This window comes from Paraburkholderia sp. SIMBA_054 (assembly GCF_046534875.1).
Lineage (GTDB): Bacteria > Pseudomonadota > Gammaproteobacteria > Burkholderiales > Burkholderiaceae > Paraburkholderia > Paraburkholderia hospita.
In genome coordinates, this window is the sequence record NZ_JAWRXV010000086.1 from 13,365 (window position 1) to 40,046 (window position 26,682).

The following is a 26,682-nucleotide window of genomic DNA, read 5'->3' on the forward strand; positions in this document are numbered from 1 at the left end:
TATGCGCCAGCACAAGGTCAGCCGCGGGCTCTCGCTGCCCCGCCAGATGGGCGGGGCGGACCGGATGCTGGCGATCCTGAACGGCACCCTCACGGCGCTGCTTACCTACACGAGCTGGACGCCGTCGTTCCTGGTGCTGGGCGTCGTTGTGCACTTCTACCTGCGGTGGCGAAGTTCAAAAGACCCGTGGTGGCGGCTCGTCATGCTCATCTACAACCGCTATCCCGATGTCTATGCGCCCGAGCCTCACGGCAAGTTCAGCGCACGTTTCAAGCGCCCCTACGGCTTTGATCAGGATCTCCCATGCTAAGAATGCCATTCACTAAGCGCGCGGTGCAGGAAGTTGCGCCGTGGATGACGCTTGTCACGCCCGAGCTAGTACTGGACAAGGATGGTTCGCTCGTCACCGTGTTCGAGTTCGACGGCATCGACGCAGATACGCCGAACCCCGGCGACATTACGGCCGCGCGCGACAACCTTGATCACGCATGCCGGAATTTCGATCACCGGGTCACCGCATGGTGGCGCGTTTCGCACCGGCGCGTGAAGGGCGGAGTCGAAGGTGATTTCGTCGCCGAGGCCGACGCGCGCATCGACGCCATCAACCAGGCGAACATTGGGAGCGGGAAGTATTTCCGCAACTCCCATTCGCTCGCGCTCGCGTTCACGCCGGAAACCGGTTTGTCGCGCATCTTCGACAAGATCGGCTATCACATGACGGTCGGGGGCAAAAACGTTTTCGTCGCGCTCTTTGAGGCCGCGAAGGATATGGTGCTTGCCCGCAGCGCCTTTGTTTTTGACCTCACAAAACTGCAGAACGAGATCAAGCGGTTTGAGGCCGTCATTGACGGGTTCACCGGCGGCGTCACGCGTCTGAAAATGAAGCGGCTGCAACTTCAGAACGCGCTGTCGTTCCTGCATCAGCGTGCAAATCCGAGCACGCCCAAGCGCCGCGTGCGCTACCCAGTCACGATGCTCGACACCCATCTGACCGAAACACAGGTCACGATCGGCGCCGAGCAACTGATGTTTGAGTCGGCACACGGCAAGGTGTACGCGCGAATCATTGGCGTGAAAGAGTGGATGGGCTTCCAGGAAGCGGCGCTCGATGTGCTCTCACAGGTTGATGCCGAGCTCGACGTGTGCGTCATGTTCCGCTTTCTCGACACCTCGCGCGCGAGCGCATATATCCGGAAGATCCGCGGCTTCTACAAGGCCGCCGCGTTCAACCCAATTGCGATCCTCAAGCAGTGGGCGACAAAGGAAGAGCAGAAGAACGACGAAGGCCGCGAGCAGCTTGCAAAAGAGGCCAGCGAGGCACTTGCGAAGCTGGAGGCCGAAGGCCAGCAGTACGGGTTTGCGAACATCTCGGTCATCGTGTACGGCAACACGCCTGAGGAATGTGAAGACGCCACACGGCAGGTCGTCGGCGTCATCGGCAATGCCGGATTCGGCGTCATCGTGGAAAAAGACAATCTGTTTGCTGCATGGTGTTCGACTCTGCCCGGGCGCTGGGATCAGCAAAAGCGCCTGCAATTCGTTGAAACCCCGGCCGTCTCCGACATTGCGCCGCTGTGCAGCGTCGGCGAGGGCTTGACCGTCAACGAGTGGCTGACGCAGCAGTCCGGCAAAAAGACCGGGCCGCTCACCTGCCTGCCGACGCGCCATCGCACGCTGCAGAACGTCGATCTGCACCATCCGGGCGGCAAGGCACACACCCTCGTCGTTGGTCCGATCGGCGCCGGCAAGTCGGTGATTCTCAATTACCTGATGTCGCAGACGGGGCGGCACGGCGCGCGCCGCATCCGCTTCGACAAGGACCGCTCGACGCGCATCCCGACGCTGCTCGGCGGCGGTCGATTCATCGACGCGACGGGCCGGTTTGAGGCGGCGACGTCGGTCAACCCGCTGTCGCTGATCGGCGACGAAAAGCACTGGCCGTACGTAGCGGAGTGGGTGAAGCTCGTCATCGAGGGCGAGGACTACACATGCACACCGCAGCAGGAAACCGACATCTTCGAACGTATCCGCACGCTGGCGACAGCGTTCCCACGGGAGAAGTGGCGCTTGTCCGGGCTGATCACGCTGCTCCCCGCCGAGTTGCGCGAGCGCCTTGCGGTCTGGACGGAGGGCCAGAAGAACGGCCGATTCTTCGATCACGTGGAAGACGGATTTTCTCTCTCCGATGACCTGTCGATCGAGATGGGCGACCTTTTCCAGAATTTCCCGGTGGCGGCAGCGCTGTTCATGGACTACGCGTTCTACCGGATCGCGCAGATTCTCGACGGCAAGCGCTACACCGTGATCGAAATCGAGGAGGCCGGGTTCTTCTTCACCTATCCGAAATTCTACGCACGACTCGAAATTTGGGCTGTGACCATCCGGAAGCTCAACGCTGCCCTGCTGATGGCGACGCAATCGCTGGGCCAGCTGGCGCGCGTGGCGAACTTCGAAATCATGAAGGAGAACATCCCGAACATCATCTATCTGCCCAACAGCGACGCAATCAACAACCAGGCGTTGTACCGGGACATTTTTGGCCTGACCGAACACCAGATCCGGATGATTTCGAACGCAGTGCCAAACCGCGATTACCTGTGGGTGACGTCGACGCAGACTCGCATGCTGCAGGCAACCTTCCCGAAGGAATCGCTTGCATATCTCCGCTCCGATGGTCGCGCGCAGGCAATTCTCGACAAGCACGTGAAGTCAGGCGTCAACAACTGGCAGGACGAATACGTGCGCGACGTGCTCGCGAATGCATAACGTCAGTCTTACTCCTGAAAAATCTCACCATGACAAACAAACTGCTCCGCACCGTGACGGCTGCCGCCGTCCTGACCCTCGGCCTTGTGCAGCAAAGCGACGCGACGCTGCCTGTCATTGACCCGACCAACCTCATACAGAATACCTTTACCGCAATGGGCGCGATCAAGGGGGAGGTTTATCAGGACACGAACCTTACCTACCAGTATCAGATGATGTTGAACCAGTTGAAGCAGGCGACGAACCTGAATCCGGCAGCGATGCTCGCGCAGGCCAACTCAATCACGAACGACATCGACACGCTGAACAGGTACACGGACACGATGAAAGCGCTCTATGGCGGCTTGCAATCGAACGCTGAGTACGCGACTAAGGTGCAGGCGCTCATCACGCAGTCGGGCAAGACGACGACGCAGTGGTTCAACGATCAGGCGACCCTCATCAGCAACAACGACCAGACGGCAAAGCAGCTGTTCCAGCAGGGCAATGACGTCATTTCGCACGTGAGCGTGCTGGCCAAGCGCCGTCAGGAGATCCAGGACCAGCTGAACATGTCGCCGACCGCGGAGGCGACGGCTCAACTCACCACGCACCTGCTGGACATCGTCGCGAGCCAGAACAGCGACATGCTGCAGATGATGGCCGCGAAGCAGCAGAGCGACGCCGTCGCGAAATCGACCGAAACCGCAGACGATAAGTCGCGCAATGCCGCGAAGGCCGCGCTTCAAATTAAGCTGGACAAGGAACGGGCGGCTTATAACGCAACGCTCGGATCTTCAAACGTGCTGGGGCAATAAGTCGTGAGTCATTTCTTTCTCAGGCGGCTGCTCCGCGTCCTGCTTTCGCTCTGTCTTGTGCTTGGCGTGGTACTGGCAACGCCGGCAGCTTTCGCAGACGACAACATGACGCTGCCCGACGGTTCCACACTCGATACTGGTAGCAGCACGTCGGGCTCATCAACGACAGCGCCGCTTTCAGGCAAGGACGGTGATTGGGCCAAGGGGGCGGGCGATGCTCAAAGACAGATCTCGGGGCTGGTTGGAAATCTGATCCCGACCGCCGTCTCGGTCAGCAACAATGTTCTCAAAGAGTCCAACAAGTTCGCATGGGGACTCGGCGTGATCACGCTTGTGCTGGCAGGCGTACGGTTTTCTGGAACACACAACCCCATCACGGCGTGGGCGAGCCTGTTTGAAGAAGTTGCCGTTCTCGGAATATTCGTTGCGCTGTACCTCGGCTATACAACGTCCGCGCCGGGCTTCTGGACCTGGTTTCAGGACTTGGCGACGAGTATAGGAGGCGGCGCCAACAACGACATATCGACGCAACTCTCGACGCTCGGAGGCAGTTTTCTGGACGCCGTGAAGTCGAAGCTTTTCAACATAAAGGTACTGACCGATTTCAACGGTACGCTCACGGACGTCGTCGCGCTCTTTCTGGCCTTTCTGGCGATGTGCGTGGCCTCGATTGTCTTCATGTATTACTCCGCAATCGGCCAGATTCATGCGGCGGTCGGTATTGTGCTGGGGCCGATTGCAATGGCGCTCGGCTTCTCGAGCTACACCCGCAGCTACTTCCAGCGCTGGCTTGACTGGATGATCAATGCGGGAATGTACGTCGTCATGGTGGCGGTGCTGTTCGCACTGATGGGCGGAGCGATCTCGCGCGCGGTAGGCCAGGCCACGTCGAATGGGACCGGGACACAACTCAGTGCTGGTTTTGCTTTCGACCTCGCGCTGTTCCTTCTGATGCTGTCGTTCGAGATTCCAAAGCTGGCGGCGATGTTTGGTAGCGGATCGGGGGCGACTGGCACGAGCGCACTAAAGACCGCGATGAGGTTTATCCCATGAGCGTCGTTCACCGTCCGATGAAGGCCAGTGACCTGCTGGCCACGCATGAAAAGCGCATTGAACTAGTGCGGCAGTGCGCGAACGAAAGCACCGAGGCTGAGTTTGAACGCAAATGGCTGTCGGTGCTGCGCCGGTGCGCGGCGTGGTTCTCGTCCATGCCACTCACGCCTGAACTGCATGCCGAACCGGGCGGCGCATTCCGCGCGACTATCGAATCGACGTTTTACGCGATGCGGCTCGCCGGCGGCCAGAAGTTTGCCGCCGACATGACGTCCGACAAGCGGCGGCGTCTGGAGCCGCAGTACATCTACGCTGTGTTTCTTGCCGCCGCCTGTTCGTCGCTTGATGAGCCCTGCAGGCACTTCGAGATCTTGCGGGTAGTCGATCACCTGGCCTGGAGTCCGGCTGCACATGGAGCGTTCGGCAACTGGGTGGGCGAGGGTGACTATCTCGTACAGCGACGCGCGACCGCGCTCAAAAGTGAACGGATGCGCACTGCGATGTTCGCGCAAACCGTCATCACGCCCGAACTGCTGTCAGGACTGGACAACGCAGTACTTGCCGATCTTTTTGGCGCGATCAACCCGGAGAAGAGTCCGCAGGGCTTCGAGGCGCTGGTGCACAAGGTGGTGCGCCAGGCGATGGACGTTTCGGTCGAATTCGAGCGAAAGGCGCAGCGCGGCGTATTCGCGCCAGTGAAATTCGACGTGCCGTCAGCGGTGCATGTGGCGCTCGAACTGCAGCCGCAGGTCGTCGCGGCAACACCGGTTCCGCCCGCCCCAACGGAAGCGGCACCGCTCGATCCGTCCGCGGAGACCGCCAGTGAGGCGGCGGTGGCACCTTTGCCGTTCAGTAGCGCGGCCCAGCCGACCTCCGGTTCTGCCTCGGGCGGCCCGCAGCTTTCCCAGTCGTTGCTCGATGCGTTGGAGCGCAGCGAAGCTCAGGCCGCCACGGCGGCCGCGACTGCCCCTGTTGACCCGTCAGCCGTGCGGCCCACGCCGGCGGCGGCCGTCGATCCGTCGCAGATGACAGCGGGCGCACCCGCTGCTGCACGGCCAACCCGCAACGGCCCAACGGACGAAGAGCTAACCGAAGTTCTCGGCCCGGGTTCCGCGATGATGCGGGAATTCTTCCGGGCGCTCGCTGGCGATGTCGCAGCAGGCAAGGCAAAGGTTACGTGGGAAGAGAAGGGGCTGGCCGTGCAGAAGCGTCTGATCGGCGGTTACGGCATTACGAGCGATACGCTCGTTGAGCAACTCAGGAAGCGCAGCCTGCTGCTGCGCGCGGCTGGTAACGACATCTGCATCGTTGAGCGTGCCGGTCGTCTGATCATGGAGCGCCCGGCGGCATGAACTACATTAACCACTTTCGCCCCATCTACGAGTTCCGGCCGCTGATCGTCTGGCCGGTCGTAATCGCAGGCATCTTCGCATCGGGCATGCCCTATGGTTGGGCGTTCGCGCTCGTGTGTTTCGCGTTGCTGGTCATTCGCGGAATTCAGGTTTGGCGGGCGCTCAGCTTCCGTATGGCGATCTCGACCAAGTGGCTGAGCAAGATCCATATCGGCAAGCTGCTTGAGACGCAGCGCACGATGCGTGAGCGCGAAGACTCGATGTATCTCGGCACCGGCTTTGAGTGGACTCAGAAGCACACCCAGATCGCGCACGACATTCTCCGCATGCCCGTTACCGATATTCCGTCCTTGCCGAAGTGGCTGAACAAGACTGATCTGGGCCGCAAGACGGAAGCGCGGATCGAGCGGCTCTTCGCGCCACGCGACAGCATCCGGGACCGCATGCCGCAAGGCTCGTCGTGGATTCACGGCATGGAGCCCAAAAAGGTCCGCGTGCCGTTTCACTACAAGGCAATGGGCGGCCATACACTCGTTGGTGGTACGACCGGCGCAGGCAAGACCCGCACCTACGAGGTGATTTCGACGCAGGTCATTCATAACCCGAAAGACGTGCTGATTATCGTCGACCCGAAAAACGACGACGACTGGAAGAAGCGTGTGGAGAAGGAGTGCGCACGCGCCGGTCGTAAGTTCCTTTACTTCAATCAGGCGAAACCGCACGAGTCCATCCGCCTGAATCCGTTGGAAAACTGGTCGCAGCCTTCTGAAATTCCGTCGCGGATTGCGCAGTTGATGGAGGAGGGACCGTTCCGGGATTTCGCGTTCCTGTTCATCGACCGTGCGGTGAAGGGTGAACTGTACGTCGGGGACAAGCCGAATCTGCGCTCGATTCTGAAGTACGCGCAGTCCGGTATCGGCACGTTGCTGGAGCGTGGCCTGCGCCGCTTCTTCCTTGAAAACGGGATGGCGAACTGGGAAGAGTTGACGGTCGCGCAGACGGTGAAAGACTCTGTCCGCAAGAACGACATTTCGCTCGTCGACGGAATGGCCAAGCTGTACATGGACCGCTTCGCTGCGCACGATCGCGGGCACGAGACCATCGACGGGCTCATCGCGACGCACACACACGACCGCGAGCACTACATGCGGATCATCGCGTCGGCGTTGCCGCTACTTCAGATGCTCGCAACGGGCGAAACCGGGCTCATGCTGGCGCCGAAGGCCGACGACTTCGAGGACGAGCGAGAGATCTGGGACATCGACAAGATCATCAAGCAGAAGGCCGTGCTGTACATGGGCCTCGACTCGCTGTCGAACAACATCGTGCAGAAAGCGATCGCGTCGATGGCGCTGTCGGATGTCGCGGCGGTGTGCGGCTCGATTTACAACTTCTATGCAGAAAAGCCCGACGTCGTTCTGATCATTGACGAGATTGCCGAAGCGATCAACGAGCAGGTGATCCAGATTCTGAACAAGGGGCGTGGCGCGGGCTTCAAGGCGTTTGTTGCATTCCAGGCGCGTGCCGACCTTGAAGCCAAGCTTGGAAACGCCGCGAAAATGCTGCAGGTTTTGGGCAACCTCAACAACCAGGTGATCCTTAGACTGGAGGATAGCGATACCGCCAAGTGGTTCTCGGACAAGGTGGGGGAGACAGCGATTCGGGTGGTAAACATCTCGAATAGCACGAACACCACGACCGAAGCGCATGCGATGGAGTTCAGCGGATCACAGTCACGCACCCTTCAGCTTGAGAAGGTGCCACTGATTCCGATGCCCCTGATCCACCGGTTGCCGAATCTGCAGTACTTCATGCGCATCTCCGGCGGTGCCGTCTACCAGGGCCGAATCCCCATTATCGAAGGCTGAACCACACCCTATGTCCGCCGTTTTCAAAAACATCATTCGCGATCACAAGCTTTCGCACAAGCTGGTCCCCGTCTTCAACATTGCGCCGGATCTGGAACTCGCGTGCTCGCGCGTTGCCGATTTCGTTGGCGAGCGCTTCGTTGGAGACAGGGGGCCGCTGGCCGCAGAGATGATCGAATCGGCGCTGGCGAGCTTCAAGCGAGCCAAGCGTACCGGCGATCAGCACGTCGCGTTCATGCAGGGGCTGTTCGAGCCTGCCAAGTCCCTTTACGCGCGCCGCTATGTTGCGCGCCGCGGTGACAAGATCAGTGTCTGGTCGCCCATGCTGGAGCCGATTCCCGCTTTCGAGGAGCGGCATCAGAACAGCGAGCTGGAGATGGTCGACGAGCGTTGCCCGGAACACATTACCGAGCGCACCGCAGCTTTTCAACTGGCGTCGCGCGTCTTGCAAGGCGAAGCGTTCCGTCGCTACTTCGAGGAATACGATGTCGCTCACCGCTACGACAATAGCGAAGTTGTCCCGGGCTGATTACGACACGGCCCGGCGCGCGCTCGACACGGCGAGCGCGTTCGACGAGCCGGACGAGCCGCCGCCCGAAGTGTTTAGATGGGGCGCGGGCGCGCGGGCCTACGCACTGGCGTCGATCGCCGTCAACCGACCTTTCCTGTTCTGGGGCGGATTGCTGGCGGTTGCCGCAATCCCTCTTCTCGTCGTGGTGAGGCTGATCCATGGCTAGCCGGTTTGGTTCGCATCTGAAGGTCTGGTTTCTCCTCGTTCCCGTCTTGTCGATTGCAGTCATGCCTGCGATTCCCGACCGCAAGCTTTTCGAGGTGCCAGAGGCCGAAACCGAATCACTCGTCGCGTCGGTCGGGCAGGAAAGGGCGGACGCGGCCGTCCGCTCGGCGAACGAACTGTTCAAGCGCTCATTTGTGGATAACGGACTCCTGCACCGGACTCTGGCAGCGTCGGGCAACCTCAACGGATTCAATGACGGAGGCATATCGAACTTCTCGGCTACGTGGACGGAAAATTTCTGGCTGCTCGCTTACCGGGCGATGTTCCGCGCGATGGTCATGAAAATGTGGATCGTGGGCACGCTGTGCTTTGCGCTTGGCATGTTTATCGACGGCACGGCGCGCAGAAAGATCAAGGCAGCCGCGGCTGGCTATGTCAGCCCGCTCTCCTTTCATCTCGCAGGCCACGGCCTCATGATCGTCACGGGCACCTTGTTTGGCGTACTTGTCGCTCCGGTGCCGGTGCTTGCTGCTTACTGGCTGATTGTCGCCGTACTTCTTGGCGCGCTGCTCTGGAAGGCCGCTGAGTCGTTTCAGTCCGCTCGGTAAGTTATCTAACAAAGCGGATCGGCGTGGCCCGGTCCGCTTTTCCTCTGCTTCTCTCCCATTTCGCTTTTCGTCATGCCGGACTGCCGCCCGCTGTCCGGCGGTAGCTCCTTCTCGCCGCCGTCCGGTGACGCGGAAGCGGCCTTTCGCCTTTAAAGGCTTGTGAAATAACGCGTGTTTCGGGCGCTCTGCGCCCGGTGACGACGCAACAATTGCATTGGTGGGGACGCGATGTGCGTGCCCGATTACCAACGATGAAACGACACAGGTCCACCAAGGAGAAACGGGCATGAGCACCACCACTGTGGCAGATACCGAACTGGAAAGCCCCGTGACGGCAGATGCGCAGAATTCCGCTGCAACTGCCGCTGCTGCTGCGGCCGATTTGAAGACGCTTGCCCAGACATCGCGCGCGGGTGGCGAGGCTGGTCATGACGGCGCCGAAGAGGGCGAGCGCGAGATCGAAAGCGAGCTGACGCAGATGGAAGCGGACGCGGACCGTCTGCAGAAGGAAGGCGTGATCACGCCTGATGACGCGAACATGAAGCGCGCCGAGGTTGAAAAGGCCCGCAAGCTGTTCCGCGATCTGCCGGCCAGCGAGCGTATCGCCATCATCAAACGCCGCCGTGAGCTTGGCCGACAGTTGATGGAGCGGCAGCTTTCCGGCGCGGCAGTCGTGCCCGCGCAGGTGCGCCTGAACCACACGCGCCTGAAACCGCTGTTCGAGCAATGGTGGCCGTACCTGAATCGCATGAGCGTGAACATGCAGCGCTTTGGCGACTCGACATTCGGCGAGGGCGACAAGAACGCGGTGAACGGCTTCTTCGAAAAACAGATCAAGTCCATCGAAGAATACGTGGATGAGTCGCTGCGCGTAGCCGTGGGATTCCGCGAGAAAAAGGAAGCCGAGCTTCGCGAAGCGGGCGAGTTCGTGTTCGAGCCGTCGATCCCGATGCCGGCGCTGGACATGACCGTCGAGGTCTATACGCGCTTTTCGATGCGCGTGCTGTCGGCGATCATGAAGTTCGACAAGGTGATGGATCAGTTTGACTTCATGGTCTGGAACGGCATTCGCGACCAGTCGGACGTCGATGACGAGACGGTGCACTTCCTGAAGAAAGTGAATCCGCTCGGCGTTCGTGGCTACATGACGCACCTGCGCCTGATGACTACGGTCCGCGGCCTGTAAGGGGGCGTCATGCTGGACGAACTCAATCCGCAGCAGCGGGAAGTCGCCCAGTTGCGCCAGAATTGCGTGGCGATTGCCTGCCCCGGCGCGGGCAAGACAAAAACGATCGCCACCAAGGCCGCGCTGCTGCTGCAGGACAGCGCGGCTGTCGTGGGCGCGGTGACGTTCTCGAAGGACGCGGCGATCGAGCTGCGTGAGCGCATCCTCCACGTGGCGGGCAAGGCGGTGAAGAAGCGCCTTGTCGCGGGCACGTTCCATTCACTCGCCTACAAACAGCTTCAACGACCGGGCGGCCGCCCGCCGGACATCGCAAGCGACGGTGACCGGCTCGGGCTGCTGATCCGTGTGATGCAGGATCTCGGCCTCGAAGGGAAGGCTGAGGACGCTATCCCGACGATCGAAAAGATCAAGACGAATTTCGGCCGGTGCGACGTCAATAGCACCGACGGGCAGTTGTACAACGCCTATCAGGAGGCGCTGGCCCGCAACGGGAAGATCGATTTCCAGGACATGCTGCGGCTCGCCGTTGAAGGCATGCAGAACGGCACCATCCTGCCGTACCCGTTCACTTACCTGCTGGTCGACGAGTTTCAGGACACTGATCCGCTGCAGTACCGGTGGATCGAGCTTCACGCAAAAGCAGGCTCGATCGTAACGGTTGTAGGCGACGACGATCAGAGCATCTACGCTTTCCGCGAGGCACTTGGCTATCGCGGCATGGAATCCTTCATCAAGGAATTCGAGGCCAAACCAGTCGTGCTCGGGAGCAACTATCGGTGCCGAGCCGAGATCCTTGCGGCCGCCGATCGGGTGATCCGCAACAATCCTGACCGCATTCCGAAGGTGCTGCGCGCGGAGAAGGGCGCTGGCGGCCGGGTTGAGGCGTCCCGCCACGCCGACGAATACATGGAAGCGGAGGCTGCCATTGAGGCGCTGGCGCCCTTGCTGCGTAACGGCAAGACGTGTGCGGTCCTCGCCCGGACTAACCGCATCCTTGATCCGCTCGAGGCCGTCTGCCGTTCGTATGGCGTGAAGTATCACCGCGCGTCGGGGGCATCGGTACTCAATCGTCCCGAGGGCGCGTTGCTTTGCAATCTGTTGGAAATCATTGAGGGCGTGAAGGCTACCGGGCTTGATGCCGTGCTGGCGCATTCGGGCCTGCACGCCGATCATCTCCGGGCATTGCACGCGAGCATGGGCGCGGAGCTTGTCCAGAAACCGCGTGCCGAGCTGGTCGAACACGGATTGCCTGAAGACGTGGCAACGAACTACCGCGAGTTCATGAAGCGGCTCGCCGAATGGCGGGGACTATGCGAGCGGAAATTCTATTCGTTGGTGCTGTCGGGCGTGAATGAGTGGATGCTCAAGTACACGAAGAAGGAAAACGGCGTCCGCACCATCCAGGCGACGTATGACGTGCTGTCGCGTCTGACTGGATCGTTCGCCGAGCGGCTGCTGTTTCTCCGGCAGGACAACAACGAGCCCGCAACAGACGCGCTTGTCCTGACGACAATGCATAGCTCGAAAGGGCTCGAGTGGGATCACGTCTGGATCGCGCGATCCGAAGACACCATCGTCCCCGATGCCAAATCAACTGAGCCAGAAGAGCGGCGGCTGTTTTACGTCGCGATGACGCGCGCGCGGGAAACGCTGATGATTTCCGGGACGTCGAAGAACTTCGCGTCGCGGTTTGTCACTGAAGCGCAGATCGAAACCGTGGCGCGGCCGGCTTAGCGCGAGAGCCGGCTTCATTGAACCTGTCAGTGGATCCAATCGGGCAGCCGCGAATGCGCCAGCCTCGCGACAAGGCAGTGTGGTAGATAGGGGAAACCGAAGTGGGCTTCGAAGAGCGCCGACAGTTCCCTTGGTAGAACTCCCTGCAGGTCCGCCTTCCCGCGGCCATCGAGCATCAAGTTCATCGGTTCAGCCGCCCTGATACGCAGTCTCATCTGGAACTGCTGCAGCCAGATCATCGTGCTATCGAACGTGCCGTAAAGCGCGAACATCAAAAGACTCGGCGGTCCTGCGAGGGCTTGAGCTTTCCGGGGGCGAAGCGTCGCCCATTGTTCCCGCACCTTGATAACTGGGCCTCTGGACCTGCTGGCGGCGGCCAGGACCGCTTGAGCGAAGTCGCGGCAGTCCGGAGGTCCCGATAGCGTCCCATTGATCCTTGCGCGGGTAGTTGCCAGATCGACGGTGTCATCAGCGAACCGGATACGAATCCGTTCTCCGCACTGATTGAATTCATCCAGTGCCTGAGCGATCGCGGCCGCATCGAAATGGTCATGGTTCAAAACTCGCGAATCGTCCGATACCCGCCTGAAAGCGGCGAGATCGGGGGCTATCCACATGCCCACAATTACGCGAAACGTGCCCATAGTGGCCCCCAAGCTCGTGCTGGATGAGCGAATACTAGTCAAGGCACAGCGATTTGCCGTTTTTTTTGTGCGCCAGAAGGTCCGCTTCGGCGCGCGGGCGTTGCCGACACAACTACATCGTCAGAAAGGAAAAAGCCCGCGCGAAGGCGGGCTTGAATCCAGGCAAGGAGAACATGGAGGAGACGGGGTAAGTATAAACCCGAGGCCGATCTTTTGCAGGCGGCCGTAGCGATGGTCCGCGTTTCAGGTGGCGAAGTCGTAGAAACGGCGAAACAGCCGAAAAAAAGGAGCCAGTTGGCTCCCTTTCCGCTTCGCCGCCGCGCCTTAGAGCGCTTCGCGGTGCAGGCTCAGCACAAGCCTGTACTGAGGGTTCTTCAGCGGCACCTCAACGGTCTGGCCGTCGGCGAGTTCGACCGGAATGCCCGACGCGGTATAGCCGTGGACATCGACCACCTCGGACGTGCATTCCGCTGTTCCTGTCTTCCGGATCCCGTCGAGTGCCGTGTCCGTCGCCGAAACCGACAGCTGAACCTTTCCGGCATTTACGGAGACCGGGTTGATGAACAGCGAGCGGCCTACGAACATCTTCTCGGCGCTCAAGCGCATCGCGCCCGCAGAGCCCGTGCAGTTCGCGTAGCCAACCTCCTTTCCGCGTTGTTGCAGGTACGGCGTCAGGCTAGTGCCGTCGTTCACGATATGTTGCGCTTTGTCGATCACCTTTCCGTCCTTATACCAGGTGATGTCCAGCGTTTGAATCGTCGCGGCCGCCTGAGCGTTGGCGACGAATCCTGCGGCAATAGCCGTTGCGAAAAGTGCCTTGCGAATCGGTTGCATGTGGTTCTCCGTATCGATTGTGAATCAGGTGTTGACCGTCATGGCCGCGAGGCATGCGGCTCGGGAATCAGTGAAGCAGTGTGCTGCTCGAAGAACTGGGCCGTCAGAGTGAAGCGGCTCCGGTGCGGCGTGTCATCGGGCATCGTCTGGCGGTTGATGAAGCGGCCGTCACTGAGCATGCAGAAACAGAGCCCATCGAAAGCGGCTTCCTGTGCTGCGGCTTCCCAGTCGACGGCGTGGTAAGTCACGTCGGTTCTGAGGCGGTCGTTACGCTGCGGCGGCGAAGCCGTCTGGGCGTTTGCGCGTCAGCACGTTAGCCAGGGTCACAGCGAGCCAGCTGGTGATCCCTACGCAAAAAAACCCAATTGCCGTGTCGCGCCAGACGCGGCGCGATGTGTTTTCCACGTCGGCACGCGTTTGCGCAAAGCTGGCTTGCGCGACCTCTATCTTCGTCTGAAGTGCTTCGGGTGAGTTCAGGCCGTGTCTGGCCAGAAGCGCCGATGCAGCCGCGGGTGGGAGAATGCGTATGTCGCCGGCGAGCTGGGCGAGCCGCACAACATCGGTTTGAATGAGTGAGGCTCGGGCCATAGCTGAGCCGTTATCGACATAGGCCGAGACCATGTTGACCACGGTCAAAGGCATTGCAATGGAAACGGCTACCGCGGCCCATTTGATTACTTTCCTTATCTTCATCTTTTCGTACCTTTGTGGCGATCTTCTCAACCTGGCGCTTGTGGTGAAGGGTTCGCTGGACTGGTAGCTGCCAGCAGTCGGTTTGATTTAGGCCTTGGCGCGCGATAACTCGGTCACGTTCGACTCGGTGCGCTCCTGCGTGGCCGCAGCGGTGGACGTGGCTGCAAGCTCGGGCTTTGCGCTCTCGCTCGCTTCCGGTTCGACCGTCAGCATGCGGGCCACGCGCTTGAGCGTGCCGTTGAGCACGGCGCGCGGTCCTAGGCGGATGGTGCCGCAGTACATGATGTCGCCCGAGACGTGCCCGTTGATTTCAAGAGTGCCGCGCGCATGGACGTTGCCGTCGACGCGACCGTCGATACGCACGTGGTCGCCCTGAACGTTGCCCTTTATCAGACCTCCGTCGCCGACGTGCAAGAGGCCTTGTGTCGAGATGAGGCCGCCGTCGAGCAGCCCGAAATAGCTGATGCCGTGATCAACGATCATGTCGCCGCTGATCGTGCAGCCGGCGGAAACAAGGGTGATCGAAAGTTCGTTTTTCATGTCGGGGCTTCCTAGAACAACTTCACTTCGGCAGACCCGGCGCGGTTTTCGGCCGAGGGTCTGGCGTCTGAATTGGACTCTGCGCTCTGCTCCGCGCGAGGGCGCGAGATGTGATGGCGAGCGGCGCGCGCCGGTTTGGCTCCTTCGGCAGGTTGCTGCGCCGGCCGCAACGCGGGTGCCGTCTGAGCAGCGGTGGCTGGCGCTTGTGCCGTCGTGGCCGCCGCCTGCGCTGGCTGCGTCGCACTCTGCACGGGCACGACCGGCCTCGCGACCGCTACGGGCTGGGCAGGTGCGGCCGGTGAAGGACTCGCCGGTTGCTGCGCGGCCGCGGTGGCCTCTCTGCTCGACCCCGCACGATGGATTGGCGAAACCGCTGCGAGCTGCGCTTCGCTCGTCAGCGCGGGCGCGGGCGCGGTGCCTGCCGTGGCCGCCTGCGCGCTGCGCGCCGGTGCTTTCAGCGAATCGCGGAACTGGTCGGCTGTCAGGCCAAGAGAGCGTGCTGAAGCAAAGTCGCTCGCGCTCAGTGCGGGCGCGGCAGTAACAGGGTGAGGGGGTGTCGCATTGACCTCCCGGTAGGCCGGGGCTTCCTGATTCGCCGGAGCCGCGTTCAGTGCATCGCCTTTTCTGCTGGCGACCTCCGTTGTCGTCGGAGCTGTCGTAGCCGTGCCGTGGCTCGCCTCCAGGTTCTTGTAGAGCGACGCTGCGCCCATGCCAGCCATCGCGACCATAGCCGCAATGGCCAGGGCGATCGTGGCCTGCCGTGCGCGCGGCGCGATCCCCCCAAGACGTTGATGCAGTGCGCGGGACGACTCGGGTGCTGATACGTCGCCAGGGCCGGGCAAGGCGGCAATCTGGCGGGGAAGGTCGATGACCATCGAGTCCGGGGCGAACTGAGCGTGCAGTCGCTGGATTTCGCGAATGTCCATGAAAATGCCTCTTCTCGTTGTCTGGATTACAGCCTGCCCGAGGCTGCTTGAAGTCAAGGAACCTGGTCCGGCAGAGTGGAGTTAGCGGGGTTCAGTGGGTGTCGTCGGAGTCGGGAAGCAGGACGCCTTCGGGGGCATACCGGTCGTTGTCAGGAATACACAACTGGGGAATCTGCTTGAGGCGCGCGGCTGCGGCGTCGAGCGCTGCCTTGCGTTCGTGCGCCATGACTGAGCGGCCGGCGAGGGCTTCCATCGTCTTGAGGAAAAGCCGGTCATAGATCGTGAGCAGGCGAACGAGGCGTCCCGACAAGGGGTGCTTGATTTCGAGTGTCACGCGCTCGGGCTCAAGGCCGGTGCGCCGACCGTGCAGACGGTTCGCCCAGGCGAGTGCCTTGCGGAAGAAGGTTTCCGCCGTGTGGAACTCCGCTTCCAGTGCGAGGAGCTTGCCGCCGCGCGCAACCGTCATCTTTGCCGCGCAGAAGTTATAGTCGGAGCGGACAAAGGTGCGGGCAAAATCGGAGTAATACAGCAACTCGGTTTTTGCCAGCGTCTCAGGATGGATGCGTGCGAGGCGGTCATCGCTGGTGAGGCGCTTGATGGGGCGCAGGACGCCGGAGACCGGTTCAGTCGCAGTGGAAGGGGAAATCAGCCGTTCTGGGTCAGCCGCCTCGGGCTTTTCCGTATCGAAGCCAGACATAACGTGTTCTCGGTGTATGTGTTCTCTCTCACATAAATTCTCACCGAACACCGATCAGTCAAGCGGGCAAAAGCTATATCAATTTCGCGAGCTTTCAGACGCCTACACCTGTCATTTGTCCGGATACTTCAATCCATTCCCCGCGTCTCTGACGCATCGACCTCGACTCCAAGCCCGGAGTCCATCCTCTTTCTCCAAGTCGTGCCTTTGGGCATGCTCCGACCGGATAGCTACCGGTGTGGATATCTTCTTGTGCTGAATCTGCCCGCTACAGATTCCCCTATTTCAGCTGTGATACTCGTACCCTGGCCTGCATTCATTTTTTGCGCCGGTACATCGTTCGAGCCCAGGTTTTCGGGTGTTCTCTCTCCAGAGCCTGATCTGGGTAGAACGATCGAAGTTGGCTGATCCGTGATTCCTGCGGCGGAATGTATTTTCCGAAAATGGGCTGTTGCGCGGCGTGACCATGCTGCGCGAGGACGACTTTACGTCCTCTGACAGAGCGCTCCGGTTTTCCGGTGCCGCTCCCTGCACGCCACGTCCCCAGAAGGGACGTGGCGCGTAGGTCACATCTATCCCCTATTCACGAAGCTCGCTCCCTGACCGGAGCGGGCTTTTTTTTCGTCCGTCCATTCCGGATGGGCCTTTCTCTACTGGAGGTGTTTATGTTGTTGCCTGACCGCCTCAACGAGTGTATTGCCGAGGCTATCAAGCATCAGATCGATAACGAGCGTGCCGCTACGGATACGTCATCCGACGCCTGGCGCAGCCGCTGTGAAATTGCGCAGGTTGCGATGTACAGCGACGCCCAGCGCTCTGTCTTTATCCACCATGTCAGCGAACGACGCGGTAGCGCCGCAGCCCGGGAGATCGAATCCCAGGCCAGCACGCTACGCACGAACGCCATCTTTTTTCTCGCAAGGAAACCATCATGAATGCAGTCGTCCAGATGTTCGACAACGCGCCTCGCAGTCTGGTCGAAGAGCGCGCAATCCGACCGCCGATCATTGGCAAGATCCGGCCCGGTATCAAGGTTCTTACACGCAACGCGCAGGGCAATCCGGCTGCCGTGAAGCTGTACGACGAAATGGTGGCCGCCGGCGACTCGTACGAGACGATCGGAAAGGTGATCGAATCGAAGCTGAATCTTCGCAATGCGCTGATTCCGAGAAACGTCGCGCATTTCACCTGCAGACGGTCGGACTTCTCGAATCCTGACACCGCCGATGAAATTCTGAAGCTCTACGGAGAGGATCGTGGCGACGGCCTCAAGCTGCACCGCTTCCCGGTGATGTTCGCCTTCGACGACTGGCTGCGTAATGTGCCTAATCAGATGGCGGCCTATACGACGACAGGACGGCAGTATTTCTCGGAGTATGGCCGTGACGGCAAGCGGTACTGCAAGACGTATGCACCGGTCGAGCGCGATGAGCGTGCGAAGCGGGCGCGGCGGACTTTCGGTGGTCGCCTTGTAATCCAGCGTCAGGATGACGACATTCCCGATGGAATTTGCGATCCGCACGTGTGTCCGCAGTATCAGGAACGCAAGTGCAACCTGAGCGCCAACTTCGTGTTTGCAATTCCCGACGTGAAAGGCTTGGGACTCATCGAACTTCCAACGAATTCGATTTATGTCCTGCAGAAAGCGTATTCCGCCATGCAGACGGTCTCGCTCGCGCGAGGCAGGCTGACCGGCACGCGCTTCTGGTTGTCGAAGAAGGAGTTCGACATCACGCGGATCGACGACAACGGGCAGCCGGTGCGTCAGAAGCAGATGCTAACCGTGCTCGATGCGGATATCGATCTCGGGGCATTGCTGGATGCAGGTGATGAGCCGCAGCCAGCGCTCGAAGCGGCGAGCCGGGCAGTTGCCCTGATCGAAGCCGGTGGCAATGTCGAGGTCCTGTCGCAGGCCATGACAGAGGCAGACTCCGGGACCGTTGCGCAGATGCAGGGCGAGACGGTCGGCGCAAGCAGTTCTGGTATCGACAGAGGTGGCGAGACCGAAGAGGGTGAGACGCTTGCGGACAAGCGTGACCGCATGTCTGATCTGCTTAACCGGTTGGGACTTAGTCAACCGGATCGTCAGCAGGATTTCCGCCGCTTCGCGCACGTCAGATTCGGGCGCGGCTGGGCGGAAAGACCGGCAGACGTTGATCAGATGAACGCACGCCTCACGGCAGCGCTCGACGATCGCGCTGCGCTTGATGACGAGATCTTGCAGGCAAAGACCTACGTCTGACCTTGGACCGGCCCCTTCGGGGCTGGTCGTTCCTTTCTTCACTTTTCGCGTAACGAGAACCCTTCAGCAAGCGGCACTTGCTCAAGCGTTTTCGACCGCGCATCCCTGCGCATCGAATCCTTCCGCCTGACGGCGGATCATTTTCCTGTCTTGATGGAGTGTCAACGTTATGTCGAACGATCTGAGCGCCCTGACGGGTCTGCAGGAGATGCGTTGCGGTGGCTGTGGTGGAGACCTGTTCAAGGTCTTCACTGCGGATCGAACGCAGCGGATCGTTGTCCAATGTCAGCAGTGCATGAGCACGTCGTTTATCGAACCCGTACCTGCGAAGCTGCAGATCAACTGGGGAGAGGGTGACGGCTGGATCACAGTCTTCTAGGAGCATTCAGCGATGCGCAAGGTAGACAACTTCACGCTGTTTTTCGGCGGTGATGATGCGCTGAGCAACTGGCATCCGTGCCGGTTCAGTTATCACGGCGTGGACTTCACCTCGGTAGAACAGTTCATGATGTTTTCCAAAGCCAAGCTGTTTGGCGATGAGAATGCAGCGGCAGAAATTCTCGCGGCGCGTCATCCCAAAGATCAGAAGGCGATCGGACGAGGCGTGAAAGGTTTCGACCTTGCGACGTGGGAAGGCAAGCGCGAGTCGATCGTCTATGTCGGGTGCCGGGAGAAGTTTGCCCAGAACCCGGGATTGCGCTCGCTGCTTCTGGCGACCGCACCGACCGAACTCGTCGAAGCCAGTCCTTACGACCGTATCTGGGGCGTGGGACTGGGCGAGCGCGACCCGCTGATTCTCGACAAGGCGAACTGGCGTGGCACGAACCTGCTCGGCATCACGCTGATGAAGGTGCGCGAAACCCTGTCCCGCTGACTTTTTCAGCTGCGCCACCTGGCGCACCATCCATTGAGGCTGCCCACGGGCGGCCTTTTTCTATTTCAGGAGGCGACGTGAAAATCGCTCACATCTCTGACCTGCATTACTCGCCGGAAAACCTCGATGAGGCCGACCGGTGTTTCTCGTACGCGGTCGATGACGCGCTCAATCGCTGCATGGATGTCGCAGTGATCTCCGGCGACTCGACAGACCACAGGCTCGATGCACATGCGCCGGCGCTAAACCGGCTGGCGACAAACATCAACCGTCTCTCGCTCGGTATGCCGGTTCTTATGCTGCAAGGCACGTTTTCGCATGAGCCGCCCGGCACGCTGCGTAACTTCGCGCTGATGGGAACCACTCACCCGGTTTTCATTGCGGAGCGCGTGCAGCAGGTCAGCCTGTTCGAGGGGCGTTTCTTCGAATCCGCAGGCCCTGTCTTCAACGACGAGGAGCTTGCGAGCGTGCTGAAGCTTGGCGCCGACGTTGTGTTCACCTGTTTGCCCTCCATCAACAAGGGGCAACTCGCGGCCGCGGTCGGCGCGAAGAATGCAGCAACCGGGCTTGAGGCGGTGCTGGGTGACTATCTGGCAGCGGCTGGGCGCATCAATGCACGGCTTCGGGCAGCAGGCATTCGAACGGTCGGTGTGTCGCATGGCACGGTCAACGGTTGCACGACTGAGCATGGCGTCACGATGGCGGGCTTCGATCACGAGTTTTCACTCGGTGCGTTATTCGAGGCCGAATGCGATGCCTTCATGCTGGGCCACATTCATAAGTCGCAGCAGTGGGAGCGCGGTGGCCGTGTTGTTGCCTATGCGGGTTCACCTGGCCGGTTTCACTACGGCGAGGAAGGTGACAAAGGCTATCTGGCGTGGGACGTTGAGTCGGGGAACGCGAGAGCGTTGCTTGTTCCAACGCCGGCGCGGGAGACGGTCTGCGTTGACTTCGACGGCCCTCCGGACATGGAGCGACTCGCTGCCATTGCTGCTGAGGCAGGCGACAAGTTCGTTCGTGTTCGTTGGCAGGTGGACGAGGAGCATCGTCAATCGGTAGACCGGGACGCAATCGAAGCGCTGTTCGCTGGCGCGTCGGCTCTCAAGCTTGAGCCGCGCATCCTGCCGGTCGTTCGCTCGCGATCGCAGGGCATCAGTATCGAGCCGACGGTCGACCGCAAGATCGAACGGTGGGCCGAGCATGCGAACGTTGAGGCTGCGCCGATCGTTGAGCGGTTCCGGTTGCTCGAGTCCGGCTATCCGGAGGCGATTGCTGCCGCGGTGCTTGCCGGCCTGACCGCTGATGAGGTAGCCAGTGCTGCTGTTGGCGACGGTGCTATCGCATCGCTGCTGCCTGAGCCAGTCTCTTCGTCGGAGAGCGATACGGTGCCTGATGCGACGGTCGAGGTCGTGCCCGCAGCGCAGAAGTCGTGGCTCGAAGATGATCTGTTTGCAGCGTAGTTTGCTGCCTGAATGCGGGAGAGGCCGGTATGGCTCTCCTGCAGTGGAACAGTAGCCCTGTTCCGATAGCTATCGCAGCTATCGAAACGAGGTTTCACCGCGTCCTACGACGCATCGATGTAGTCGTTGCTTTCCCTTTCTCAGCAGTTTCATTTTTTTTACCCTGGCGGGGAGCGATCCCTACCGGGGCGCACTCCGTCCGTTACTTACGGAGTGCAATCATGTTTGGTCTATATCCTGCTGGTTCTGACTGGGTTCGCGTGTTCGCCCTGGACGATCAGGACGAACGCAACATCCAGAAGTCACTCGTCGACCACGCCGGCTTCACGCCCGCGATTCTTCACCGACCCTTTGGGAAGGATCGCGGAGCAGTGCTTGCGCAGTCCGGCCCGATGCTCGTCCTTCGTTCGACGACGCCTGGATCGAATCAGGTCGTTGTCACGGCTGCCGTCGAAATGCAGCACCTGCTCTGGTCTTATCACATGGGCATGGCGACGCAATGGTCCCCGATGGAGATTCGCACCCTGACCGGCTATGTCGGTTGGGACGAACTTCTCACGTGTGCCCGCCGCGAATTTGCCCGGGCCTGTGAGAAAGTCGAGGCAGCAATCGCAGGCAAGCTTCATGCGCCTGTGGCGGTTGCAGAGAGAGTCGACCCGATTGTCGAGCCTTTTCCCGACGATGACGATGTCGCCTTCTATTCGCGTATGGCAGCAATGTCGGAATCGATGGAGGTGTCGTCATGCGGCCTCTGAAACTGACGCTCGAAGGCTTTTACGGCGTTCGTGACGGGATGAGGCGCGAGAGCGTCACACTCGATCTGGAGTCGTTGCCGGAAGGCCTGATCGCGCTTGTCGGCCCTAACGGGGCGGGCAAGACAACGATCATGGATAACCTGCATCCGTATCCGATCATGCCGTCGCATGCCTCAATGCTTTCGGTCGATGCCTTTTCGTATTGGGACCACATCTGTGGCACCAGTGCGCTGAAGGAGCTTGAGTGGGAGCACGATGGTATCCGTTACCGCTCGACGTTTTCTTTCAGGAAGCCCGGCAAGACAGGCAAGGCGGAGTACTACCTTGCATGGCGTGGATCGGACGGCGCGTGGCATCCCGTTACTTTGCCCGACGGCACAGTGTCGGACGGCAAGGCGGCGACCTATAACCGCTGTGTCGAAGCCATCAACGGCTCGCTTCAAAGCTTTTTCACCAGTGTCTTCTCAGCGCAGAACCGGCGGCCGCTCGCGTCGTATGGCGCGGGAGAGATCAAGACGCTGCTCGCGGAGATGCTCGGCATTGAAAACCTCAAAGCGCTGTCGGCGAAAGCCGGCGACGTCGCGAAGATTCTTGGCCGTGCGCTCGATGAAATCCAGACGGACCTGACTGCACTCGCGGGCAAGCGGCAGCGTAAGGCGGATGTCGAACGCGCCGTGCTTGCACAGGGCGAACTTCTACGCGATGCGCGTGCACAACGGGATCTGAAGCTTGAGGAAGCTGCAAAGCTGACTCAGGAGCGTGCGACGCTGGCCGCTAAGGCGGGCGAATCGGCAACTGCCGAAGCTCGTCTGCGCGAACTGTCAGTCCGCGCGCAAGAGCTGGTCAAGGGCGTGCAAACGCTCGATGGCGATGAGCGGGCAGCAGCCGCTCGGACCCAGCAGCGCGTGAATTCCCTGAAGCAGACGGTGACGACTCATCAGGCGACGCTTGCCCGCAAGGAAGCGATTCTGGGAGCGGCGGCGAAGCGCGAAGCAGCGCAACTGCTAATCGGTCGCGAGGAGGCAAAGCTGGAGCCTCTGCAGCGTGTGATCGCCGATCTGGAAGCGAAGCAGGTCAGTCATGCGACGCTTCAGACCGCGCTTTCGGGCCTCATGACGCAGGGTCAGACGAAAGCCGCCCACTTCGAGACGTTGACGAAGCAGGCTGCAGTCGTCGACCAGGTGCCGTGCGTGGGGCATGCGATGCATGCCACGTGTCCGTTGCTCAGTCAGGCGCTGCAGGCTAGATCGCAGGCAGAAGAGCAGCGTGTGTCGGTGGCCGAACTTCGTGCGCAGTATCGCGAAAAGAAAGCGCAGGCCGACCTGCTGGCTCCGGTTGTCGCAGAGCTTGCGGCAAAGCGCGGCGAACTTGCTGTGTTGACCCGCACCCTGAGCGACGCTCGACGTGATCTGCAGGCGGCGACTGAACTCGCTGCCAGCAAGCCACTCCTTGATGCTGCTGCGACGGGCCTTGAATCTGCCAACGCGGAACTTAGGGACGTCGCGGAAGAAGCGGCTGCGCGAGCTGCCCGATACGAGTCTGAAAAGGCACGTATGACGGCGGAGATGGCCAGAATCCAGCAGGAGTCGAAGCAGCTTGCAGCCGTCGATGTGACGGCCGCAATTACAGAGATCGACCGGAAGCTGGCCGCAAATCGCGAAGCAGTCGCTGCACTCGAGGGCAGGATCGAAGGTGCGATCCGCGCCCAGACGGTGCTGCAAGCTGAAGCTGACGGATTGGCGAGGGACCTGAACGGGTTTTCTGCTACGCAACGGCGCGCCGACCGGCTCTCCGATGAGATTGCGCAGTGGAAGCTGCTCGCGAAAGGGCTCGGCAACGACGGCGTCATTGCGTTGACGATCGACGACGCGGGTCCCGCACTGGCTGACACCGTCAACAGGCTGCTGCTGGCTTGCTACGGCACACGCTTCACGGTCGAGATCCGCACGCAGCGCGCGCTTGCAAACGGCGAACTGCGTGAGGGTTTCGAGATCCTTGTGCATGACGCGGAAGCCGATAGCACCAAGTCGGTGTCGGTGATGTCCGGTGGCCAGAAGGTCTGGATCAACGAGTGTCTGACACGTGGCATTGCGCTCTATCAGGCGCAGAACACTGGTCAGCCTTACCAGACGCTTTTCAGTGACGAGTCCGATGGTCCGCTCGATCCGCAGCGCAAGCTGCAGTTCATGCGGATGAAGCGGGAGGTACTGAAGCAGGGCGGGTATGAGCGGGAGTTTTTCATCTCTCAAACGCCCGACCTTGTCAGCGAAGCCGACGCCGTGATTGACGTTCAGGTGCTGGCCACGTGACGCACCTTTTTTTAACCCTGTGGGGAGCGCCCACAGGGCGTTTCTCGCTCTTTCACTACGAGAAACGCCTATGTCAATCAATCGAAAGACCCGGATCCGTACCGAAACGGTGACCGTGTCCGTTCGTTCTGCCTTGCCTCGGTCTGGCAACACTCACGTCTATGTCCTGAACGGCTCGCTTCTGCGTGACGTTCTTGTCGATGGCAAGTGGGTCACTGTCCATGCCGCCGACCCTTCTGATCTGCGCACCGCGTAAGCGGAGCACCTTCCCCTTCTTCGAGAAACCACAATGAAAATTTTTTCATGCTGCTTGTCGCAGCAGGCTCGTCGTCGCTTTGCGCCTGCACCGCGCAGCCACAGGCGCACGCCGTAAGCGCACGTCCCGCAATCGTCGTTCAGGCACCGCGAGGTGAGTCCGGCGACTTTCGCGTTTGCCCGGATGGCAGGCTGATCACGTATCCGCGCAGTCATCCGAAGACCTGCACCTGAGCAGGAAATGCAACGCCCCGGCGCCCTCTCAGGGCCGGGGCTTTTTCCGGTAAACCAACGGAGCTTCCCATGAAAAAACAGATTGTCATTGCGACGGTGGCCGGCGCGCTGGTAGCGGGCGCTGGCCTGCTATGGACGCAACCCGCTTTCAGCGCGACAAATGATGTACAGGTCGCCTTTTCGCCGGACGGAGGTGCGGAGCAGCTTGTGCTGCAAACCATCCGCAGCGCACGGCAGTCGATACGAATGATGGCCTACTCGTTCACTGCGCCGCCAGTCGTTAAAGCATTGCTCGATGCGAAGCGGCGCGGTGTGGACGTGGCAGTCACTGTCGATTACCGCAGCAACGTCGACGAAGACCGTAGTGGAAAAGCTGCGGCCGCAATGGGCGCACTCGCGTATGCAGGCGTGCCGGTCATTGTCGTTCGCGCATTCCCCATCCAGCACAGCAAGTTTCTGGTAGTGGACAACGCGACGGTCGAGACCGGTTCGTATAACTACAGCCAGGCGGCCGCACGCGTGAATTCTGAAAACGTGCTGGTGCTGTCGAACCATCCAGAGATTGCGAAAGCGTATCTGGATGACTGGAAGGCAGTGACGTCGCAGGGCGAGCCGTACCGCGCCCGCTAACGGCGACACAGCCTCGCTATTTTTCTATGACCTCGCGGGACGATCCCGCCGGGGTCGCTCCGCATTCACTTGTGGAGTTTGTATGGTTGATGCAGCACCACCGTCCGCGGCGGCTGCAATACCTCGCTGGCTGGCGCCGTATGCAAGTGGCGAGAAGCAGGGCTGGTCGCAAGCGGTAATGGCGTACGCCGATTACTACTGCGTCGATGGCAGCGCTGACGATGATCCCGAGGTTGAGGAGCGTCTGATCATGCACCGCCCACCGATGGTTGGCTATGCGAGTCGTACTGGCACGCGCCGCAACCTCGATGCGCTGGCGCTTGCCGGCTGGCGTCTCCTCGTTTCGGCGAAGGGCGAGCACCGTACCGAAGGCATGCGCTACGCGATCGACAACGGCGCGTGGACGGCTTACCAGCGAGGCGAGCCGTTTGACGAGTCCGCGTTTTTCGCAGTCGTCGACAAACTCGGCGAGCGCGCTGACTGGATCGTCCTTCCCGATGTCGTTCAGGGCGGCCTCGCATCGCTCGACTTCTCATTGCGGTGGATGGAGCGTCTGCGAGGCATGCCCTCGCAACTGCTCATTGCCGTGCAAAACGAAATGCAACTGGAGGACGTCGCGCCATATCTCTCGCCGGTCGTTGGAATCTTCATCGGCGGATCAACCGAGTGGAAGGAATCGACAGCCGAAGCGTGGGGGCTACTCGCGCGTCGACGCAATTGCCATTTGCATGTCGGTCGGGTCAACTCGGCGCGCCGCATTCACATCTGTGCGGCCGCCGGTGCGGACAGCTTCGACGGTAGCGGGCCGAGCCGCTATTCCAACGCGTTGCCACGGCTAGACCGGGCGACCCGGCAGCCTGATCTTTTCGCAGCGGCTGACCAGTCGCTCGAAGAGGCACAGGCAGCAAGTCTGGGTCTGACCTTGTAACGAACACATGACTTTCTAACCCTTTCGGGAGCCGATCCCCGAAAGGGTCGCTCCCATCTTTTCCGGAGCGAACGATGGACCGTGACATTCATACCTTGATGGAAAACGCCATTGCGTCGATGCAGTCTTATATCGAGCAGGGCCACGTGCTGGCCGCGGGCGTAAGCGGCGGCAAAGACAGCACATGTGCGATGGTGCTGATGCTTGAGGCAGTCAGGCGCGCAAAGCAGGTCGCGCCCGACGTCAGACACTACATCACGTCGTCGGATACGACGATCGAGAACCCTAGCACTGCGAACTTCCTGCATGCGATGCTAGATGAGGTCGCGATGTTTGTGGAGGACAGTGGACTGCCGGTCGAGATCCACATCACAAAGCCTTCACTCGCCTCTCAGTTCGTTGTCTCCACCATAGGGCGAGGCACGCTGGTCCGAACGCCTGAGAACGGCGTGCGGGACGGCAAACGGATGCGAGCATGCGCAGATTCGTGGAAGTTGCAGCCACAAGGCAGGCTTCGTGCGCGTCTTGAAAAAGAGGCGTCATCTGCCCGCGTGAAGGAAA

27 protein-coding genes and 1 pseudogene are annotated in these 26,682 nt (G+C 60.7%); 21 read left to right on the plus strand and 7 right to left on the minus strand.

Annotated features, from left to right (window positions below; translation table 11 throughout):
* Position 1 precedes the first annotated feature (1 nt).
* The 11 genes from SB822_RS49780 (at position 2) to SB822_RS49830 (ending at position 12,100) form a co-directional block, all read left to right on the plus strand.
* Entirely contained in the window at positions 2-310 is a 309-nt protein-coding gene (locus SB822_RS49780) for a VirB3 family type IV secretion system protein (protein WP_122984699.1), read from the plus strand.
* Positions 304-2,766: a VirB4 family type IV secretion system protein gene (locus SB822_RS49785; RefSeq protein WP_410858189.1), complete on the plus strand. Its 2,463-nt coding sequence runs from the start codon at positions 304-306 to the stop codon at positions 2,764-2,766. The genes SB822_RS49780 and SB822_RS49785 overlap by 7 nt, the downstream gene beginning before the upstream one ends.
* Before the next feature lie 29 nt (positions 2,767-2,795).
* Positions 2,796-3,563 carry a type VI secretion protein gene (locus tag SB822_RS49790; protein WP_410858190.1) on the plus strand — a complete coding sequence of 256 codons (768 nt, stop codon included), beginning with the start codon at positions 2,796-2,798 and terminating at the stop codon, positions 3,561-3,563.
* 3 nt (positions 3,564-3,566) lie between these two features.
* A complete protein-coding gene (locus tag SB822_RS49795) occupies positions 3,567-4,616 on the plus strand; it encodes a type IV secretion system protein (protein ID WP_410858191.1) in 1,050 nt (349 codons plus the stop codon).
* Positions 4,613-5,968, plus strand: a complete 1,356-nt coding sequence (locus SB822_RS49800) for a TraI domain-containing protein (RefSeq protein WP_410858192.1) — start codon at positions 4,613-4,615, stop codon at positions 5,966-5,968. The genes SB822_RS49795 and SB822_RS49800 overlap by 4 nt, the downstream gene beginning before the upstream one ends.
* The gene (gene traD, locus SB822_RS49805; RefSeq protein ID WP_410858193.1) at positions 5,965-7,836 is read left to right on the plus strand and encodes a conjugative transfer system coupling protein TraD; all 1,872 of its coding nucleotides are present in this window, start codon (positions 5,965-5,967) and stop codon (positions 7,834-7,836) included. Before SB822_RS49800 ends, traD begins: the two co-directional genes overlap by 4 nt.
* 10 nt (positions 7,837-7,846) lie before the next feature.
* Complete coding sequence (locus tag SB822_RS49810; RefSeq protein WP_176112733.1) at positions 7,847-8,365, plus strand: hypothetical protein; 519 nt, start codon at positions 7,847-7,849, stop codon at positions 8,363-8,365.
* Entirely contained in the window at positions 8,352-8,573 is a 222-nt protein-coding gene (locus SB822_RS49815) for a hypothetical protein (RefSeq protein ID WP_242681803.1), read from the plus strand. Before SB822_RS49810 ends, SB822_RS49815 begins: the two co-directional genes overlap by 14 nt.
* Entirely contained in the window at positions 8,566-9,180 is a 615-nt protein-coding gene (locus SB822_RS49820; RefSeq protein ID WP_410858194.1) for a DUF4400 domain-containing protein, read from the plus strand. The genes SB822_RS49815 and SB822_RS49820 overlap by 8 nt, the downstream gene beginning before the upstream one ends.
* Before the next feature lie 286 nt (positions 9,181-9,466).
* Entirely contained in the window at positions 9,467-10,366 is a 900-nt protein-coding gene (locus tag SB822_RS49825; RefSeq protein WP_410858195.1) for an ATPase, read from the plus strand.
* 9 nt (positions 10,367-10,375) lie between these two features.
* A complete protein-coding gene (locus SB822_RS49830) occupies positions 10,376-12,100 on the plus strand; it encodes an ATP-dependent helicase (RefSeq protein WP_410858196.1) in 1,725 nt (574 codons plus the stop codon).
* Positions 12,101-12,126: 26 nt separating this feature from the next.
* Here the strand turns inward: SB822_RS49830 and SB822_RS49835 are convergent, their stop codons facing one another.
* The 7 genes from SB822_RS49835 to SB822_RS49865 form a co-directional block, all read right to left on the minus strand.
* Positions 12,127-12,744, minus strand: a complete 618-nt coding sequence (locus tag SB822_RS49835; RefSeq protein ID WP_410858197.1) for a hypothetical protein — start codon at positions 12,742-12,744, stop codon at positions 12,127-12,129.
* A 324-nt stretch (positions 12,745-13,068) separates the two neighbouring features.
* Positions 13,069-13,578: a hypothetical protein gene (locus SB822_RS49840; protein ID WP_410858198.1), complete on the minus strand. Its 510-nt coding sequence runs from the start codon at positions 13,576-13,578 to the stop codon at positions 13,069-13,071.
* A 38-nt stretch (positions 13,579-13,616) separates the two neighbouring features.
* Positions 13,617-13,826, minus strand: coding sequence for a hypothetical protein (locus tag SB822_RS49845; RefSeq protein ID WP_410858199.1), 210 nt, complete (start codon positions 13,824-13,826; stop codon positions 13,617-13,619).
* A 19-nt stretch (positions 13,827-13,845) separates the two neighbouring features.
* Positions 13,846-14,271: a hypothetical protein gene (locus SB822_RS49850; RefSeq protein ID WP_410858200.1), complete on the minus strand. Its 426-nt coding sequence runs from the start codon at positions 14,269-14,271 to the stop codon at positions 13,846-13,848.
* Between the two features lie 87 nt (positions 14,272-14,358).
* The gene (locus tag SB822_RS49855; RefSeq protein WP_090873944.1) at positions 14,359-14,811 is read right to left on the minus strand and encodes a polymer-forming cytoskeletal protein; all 453 of its coding nucleotides are present in this window, start codon (positions 14,809-14,811) and stop codon (positions 14,359-14,361) included.
* Between the two features lie 11 nt (positions 14,812-14,822).
* A complete protein-coding gene (locus tag SB822_RS49860) occupies positions 14,823-15,737 on the minus strand; it encodes a hypothetical protein (protein WP_410858201.1) in 915 nt (304 codons plus the stop codon).
* Between the two features lie 91 nt (positions 15,738-15,828).
* Complete coding sequence (locus SB822_RS49865) at positions 15,829-16,434, minus strand: DUF1845 domain-containing protein (protein ID WP_410858202.1); 606 nt, start codon at positions 16,432-16,434, stop codon at positions 15,829-15,831.
* Positions 16,435-17,102: 668 nt separating this feature from the next.
* Between SB822_RS49865 and SB822_RS49870 the strand changes: the two genes are divergently transcribed.
* The 10 genes and pseudogenes from SB822_RS49870 to SB822_RS49915 all read left to right on the plus strand — a co-directional run.
* Positions 17,103-17,369, plus strand: a complete 267-nt coding sequence (locus SB822_RS49870) for a hypothetical protein (RefSeq protein ID WP_410858210.1) — start codon at positions 17,103-17,105, stop codon at positions 17,367-17,369.
* Positions 17,366-18,676, plus strand: coding sequence for a hypothetical protein (locus SB822_RS49875; protein WP_410858203.1), 1,311 nt, complete (start codon positions 17,366-17,368; stop codon positions 18,674-18,676). Before SB822_RS49870 ends, SB822_RS49875 begins: the two co-directional genes overlap by 4 nt.
* Before the next feature lie 169 nt (positions 18,677-18,845).
* Positions 18,846-19,055: a hypothetical protein gene (locus SB822_RS49880; RefSeq protein ID WP_410858204.1), complete on the plus strand. Its 210-nt coding sequence runs from the start codon at positions 18,846-18,848 to the stop codon at positions 19,053-19,055.
* A gap of 12 nt (positions 19,056-19,067) precedes the next feature.
* A complete protein-coding gene (locus SB822_RS49885) occupies positions 19,068-19,550 on the plus strand; it encodes an NADAR family protein (protein ID WP_410858205.1) in 483 nt (160 codons plus the stop codon).
* Positions 19,551-19,627: 77 nt separating this feature from the next.
* A complete protein-coding gene (locus tag SB822_RS49890) occupies positions 19,628-21,010 on the plus strand; it encodes a metallophosphoesterase family protein (protein ID WP_410858206.1) in 1,383 nt (460 codons plus the stop codon).
* A 221-nt stretch (positions 21,011-21,231) separates the two neighbouring features.
* Complete coding sequence (locus tag SB822_RS49895; protein WP_410858207.1) at positions 21,232-21,765, plus strand: hypothetical protein; 534 nt, start codon at positions 21,232-21,234, stop codon at positions 21,763-21,765.
* The gene (locus SB822_RS49900; RefSeq protein ID WP_410858208.1) at positions 21,753-24,074 is read left to right on the plus strand and encodes an AAA family ATPase; all 2,322 of its coding nucleotides are present in this window, start codon (positions 21,753-21,755) and stop codon (positions 24,072-24,074) included. The genes SB822_RS49895 and SB822_RS49900 overlap by 13 nt, the downstream gene beginning before the upstream one ends.
* Positions 24,075-24,632: 558 nt before the next feature.
* Positions 24,633-25,193, plus strand: coding sequence for a phospholipase D family protein (locus SB822_RS49905; protein ID WP_086909367.1), 561 nt, complete (start codon positions 24,633-24,635; stop codon positions 25,191-25,193).
* Positions 25,194-25,275: 82 nt separating this feature from the next.
* The gene (locus SB822_RS49910; protein WP_410858209.1) at positions 25,276-26,121 is read left to right on the plus strand and encodes a hypothetical protein; all 846 of its coding nucleotides are present in this window, start codon (positions 25,276-25,278) and stop codon (positions 26,119-26,121) included.
* 74 nt (positions 26,122-26,195) lie between these two features.
* Positions 26,196-26,682: pseudogene (locus SB822_RS49915) on the plus strand (hypothetical protein); the annotation flags it as partial.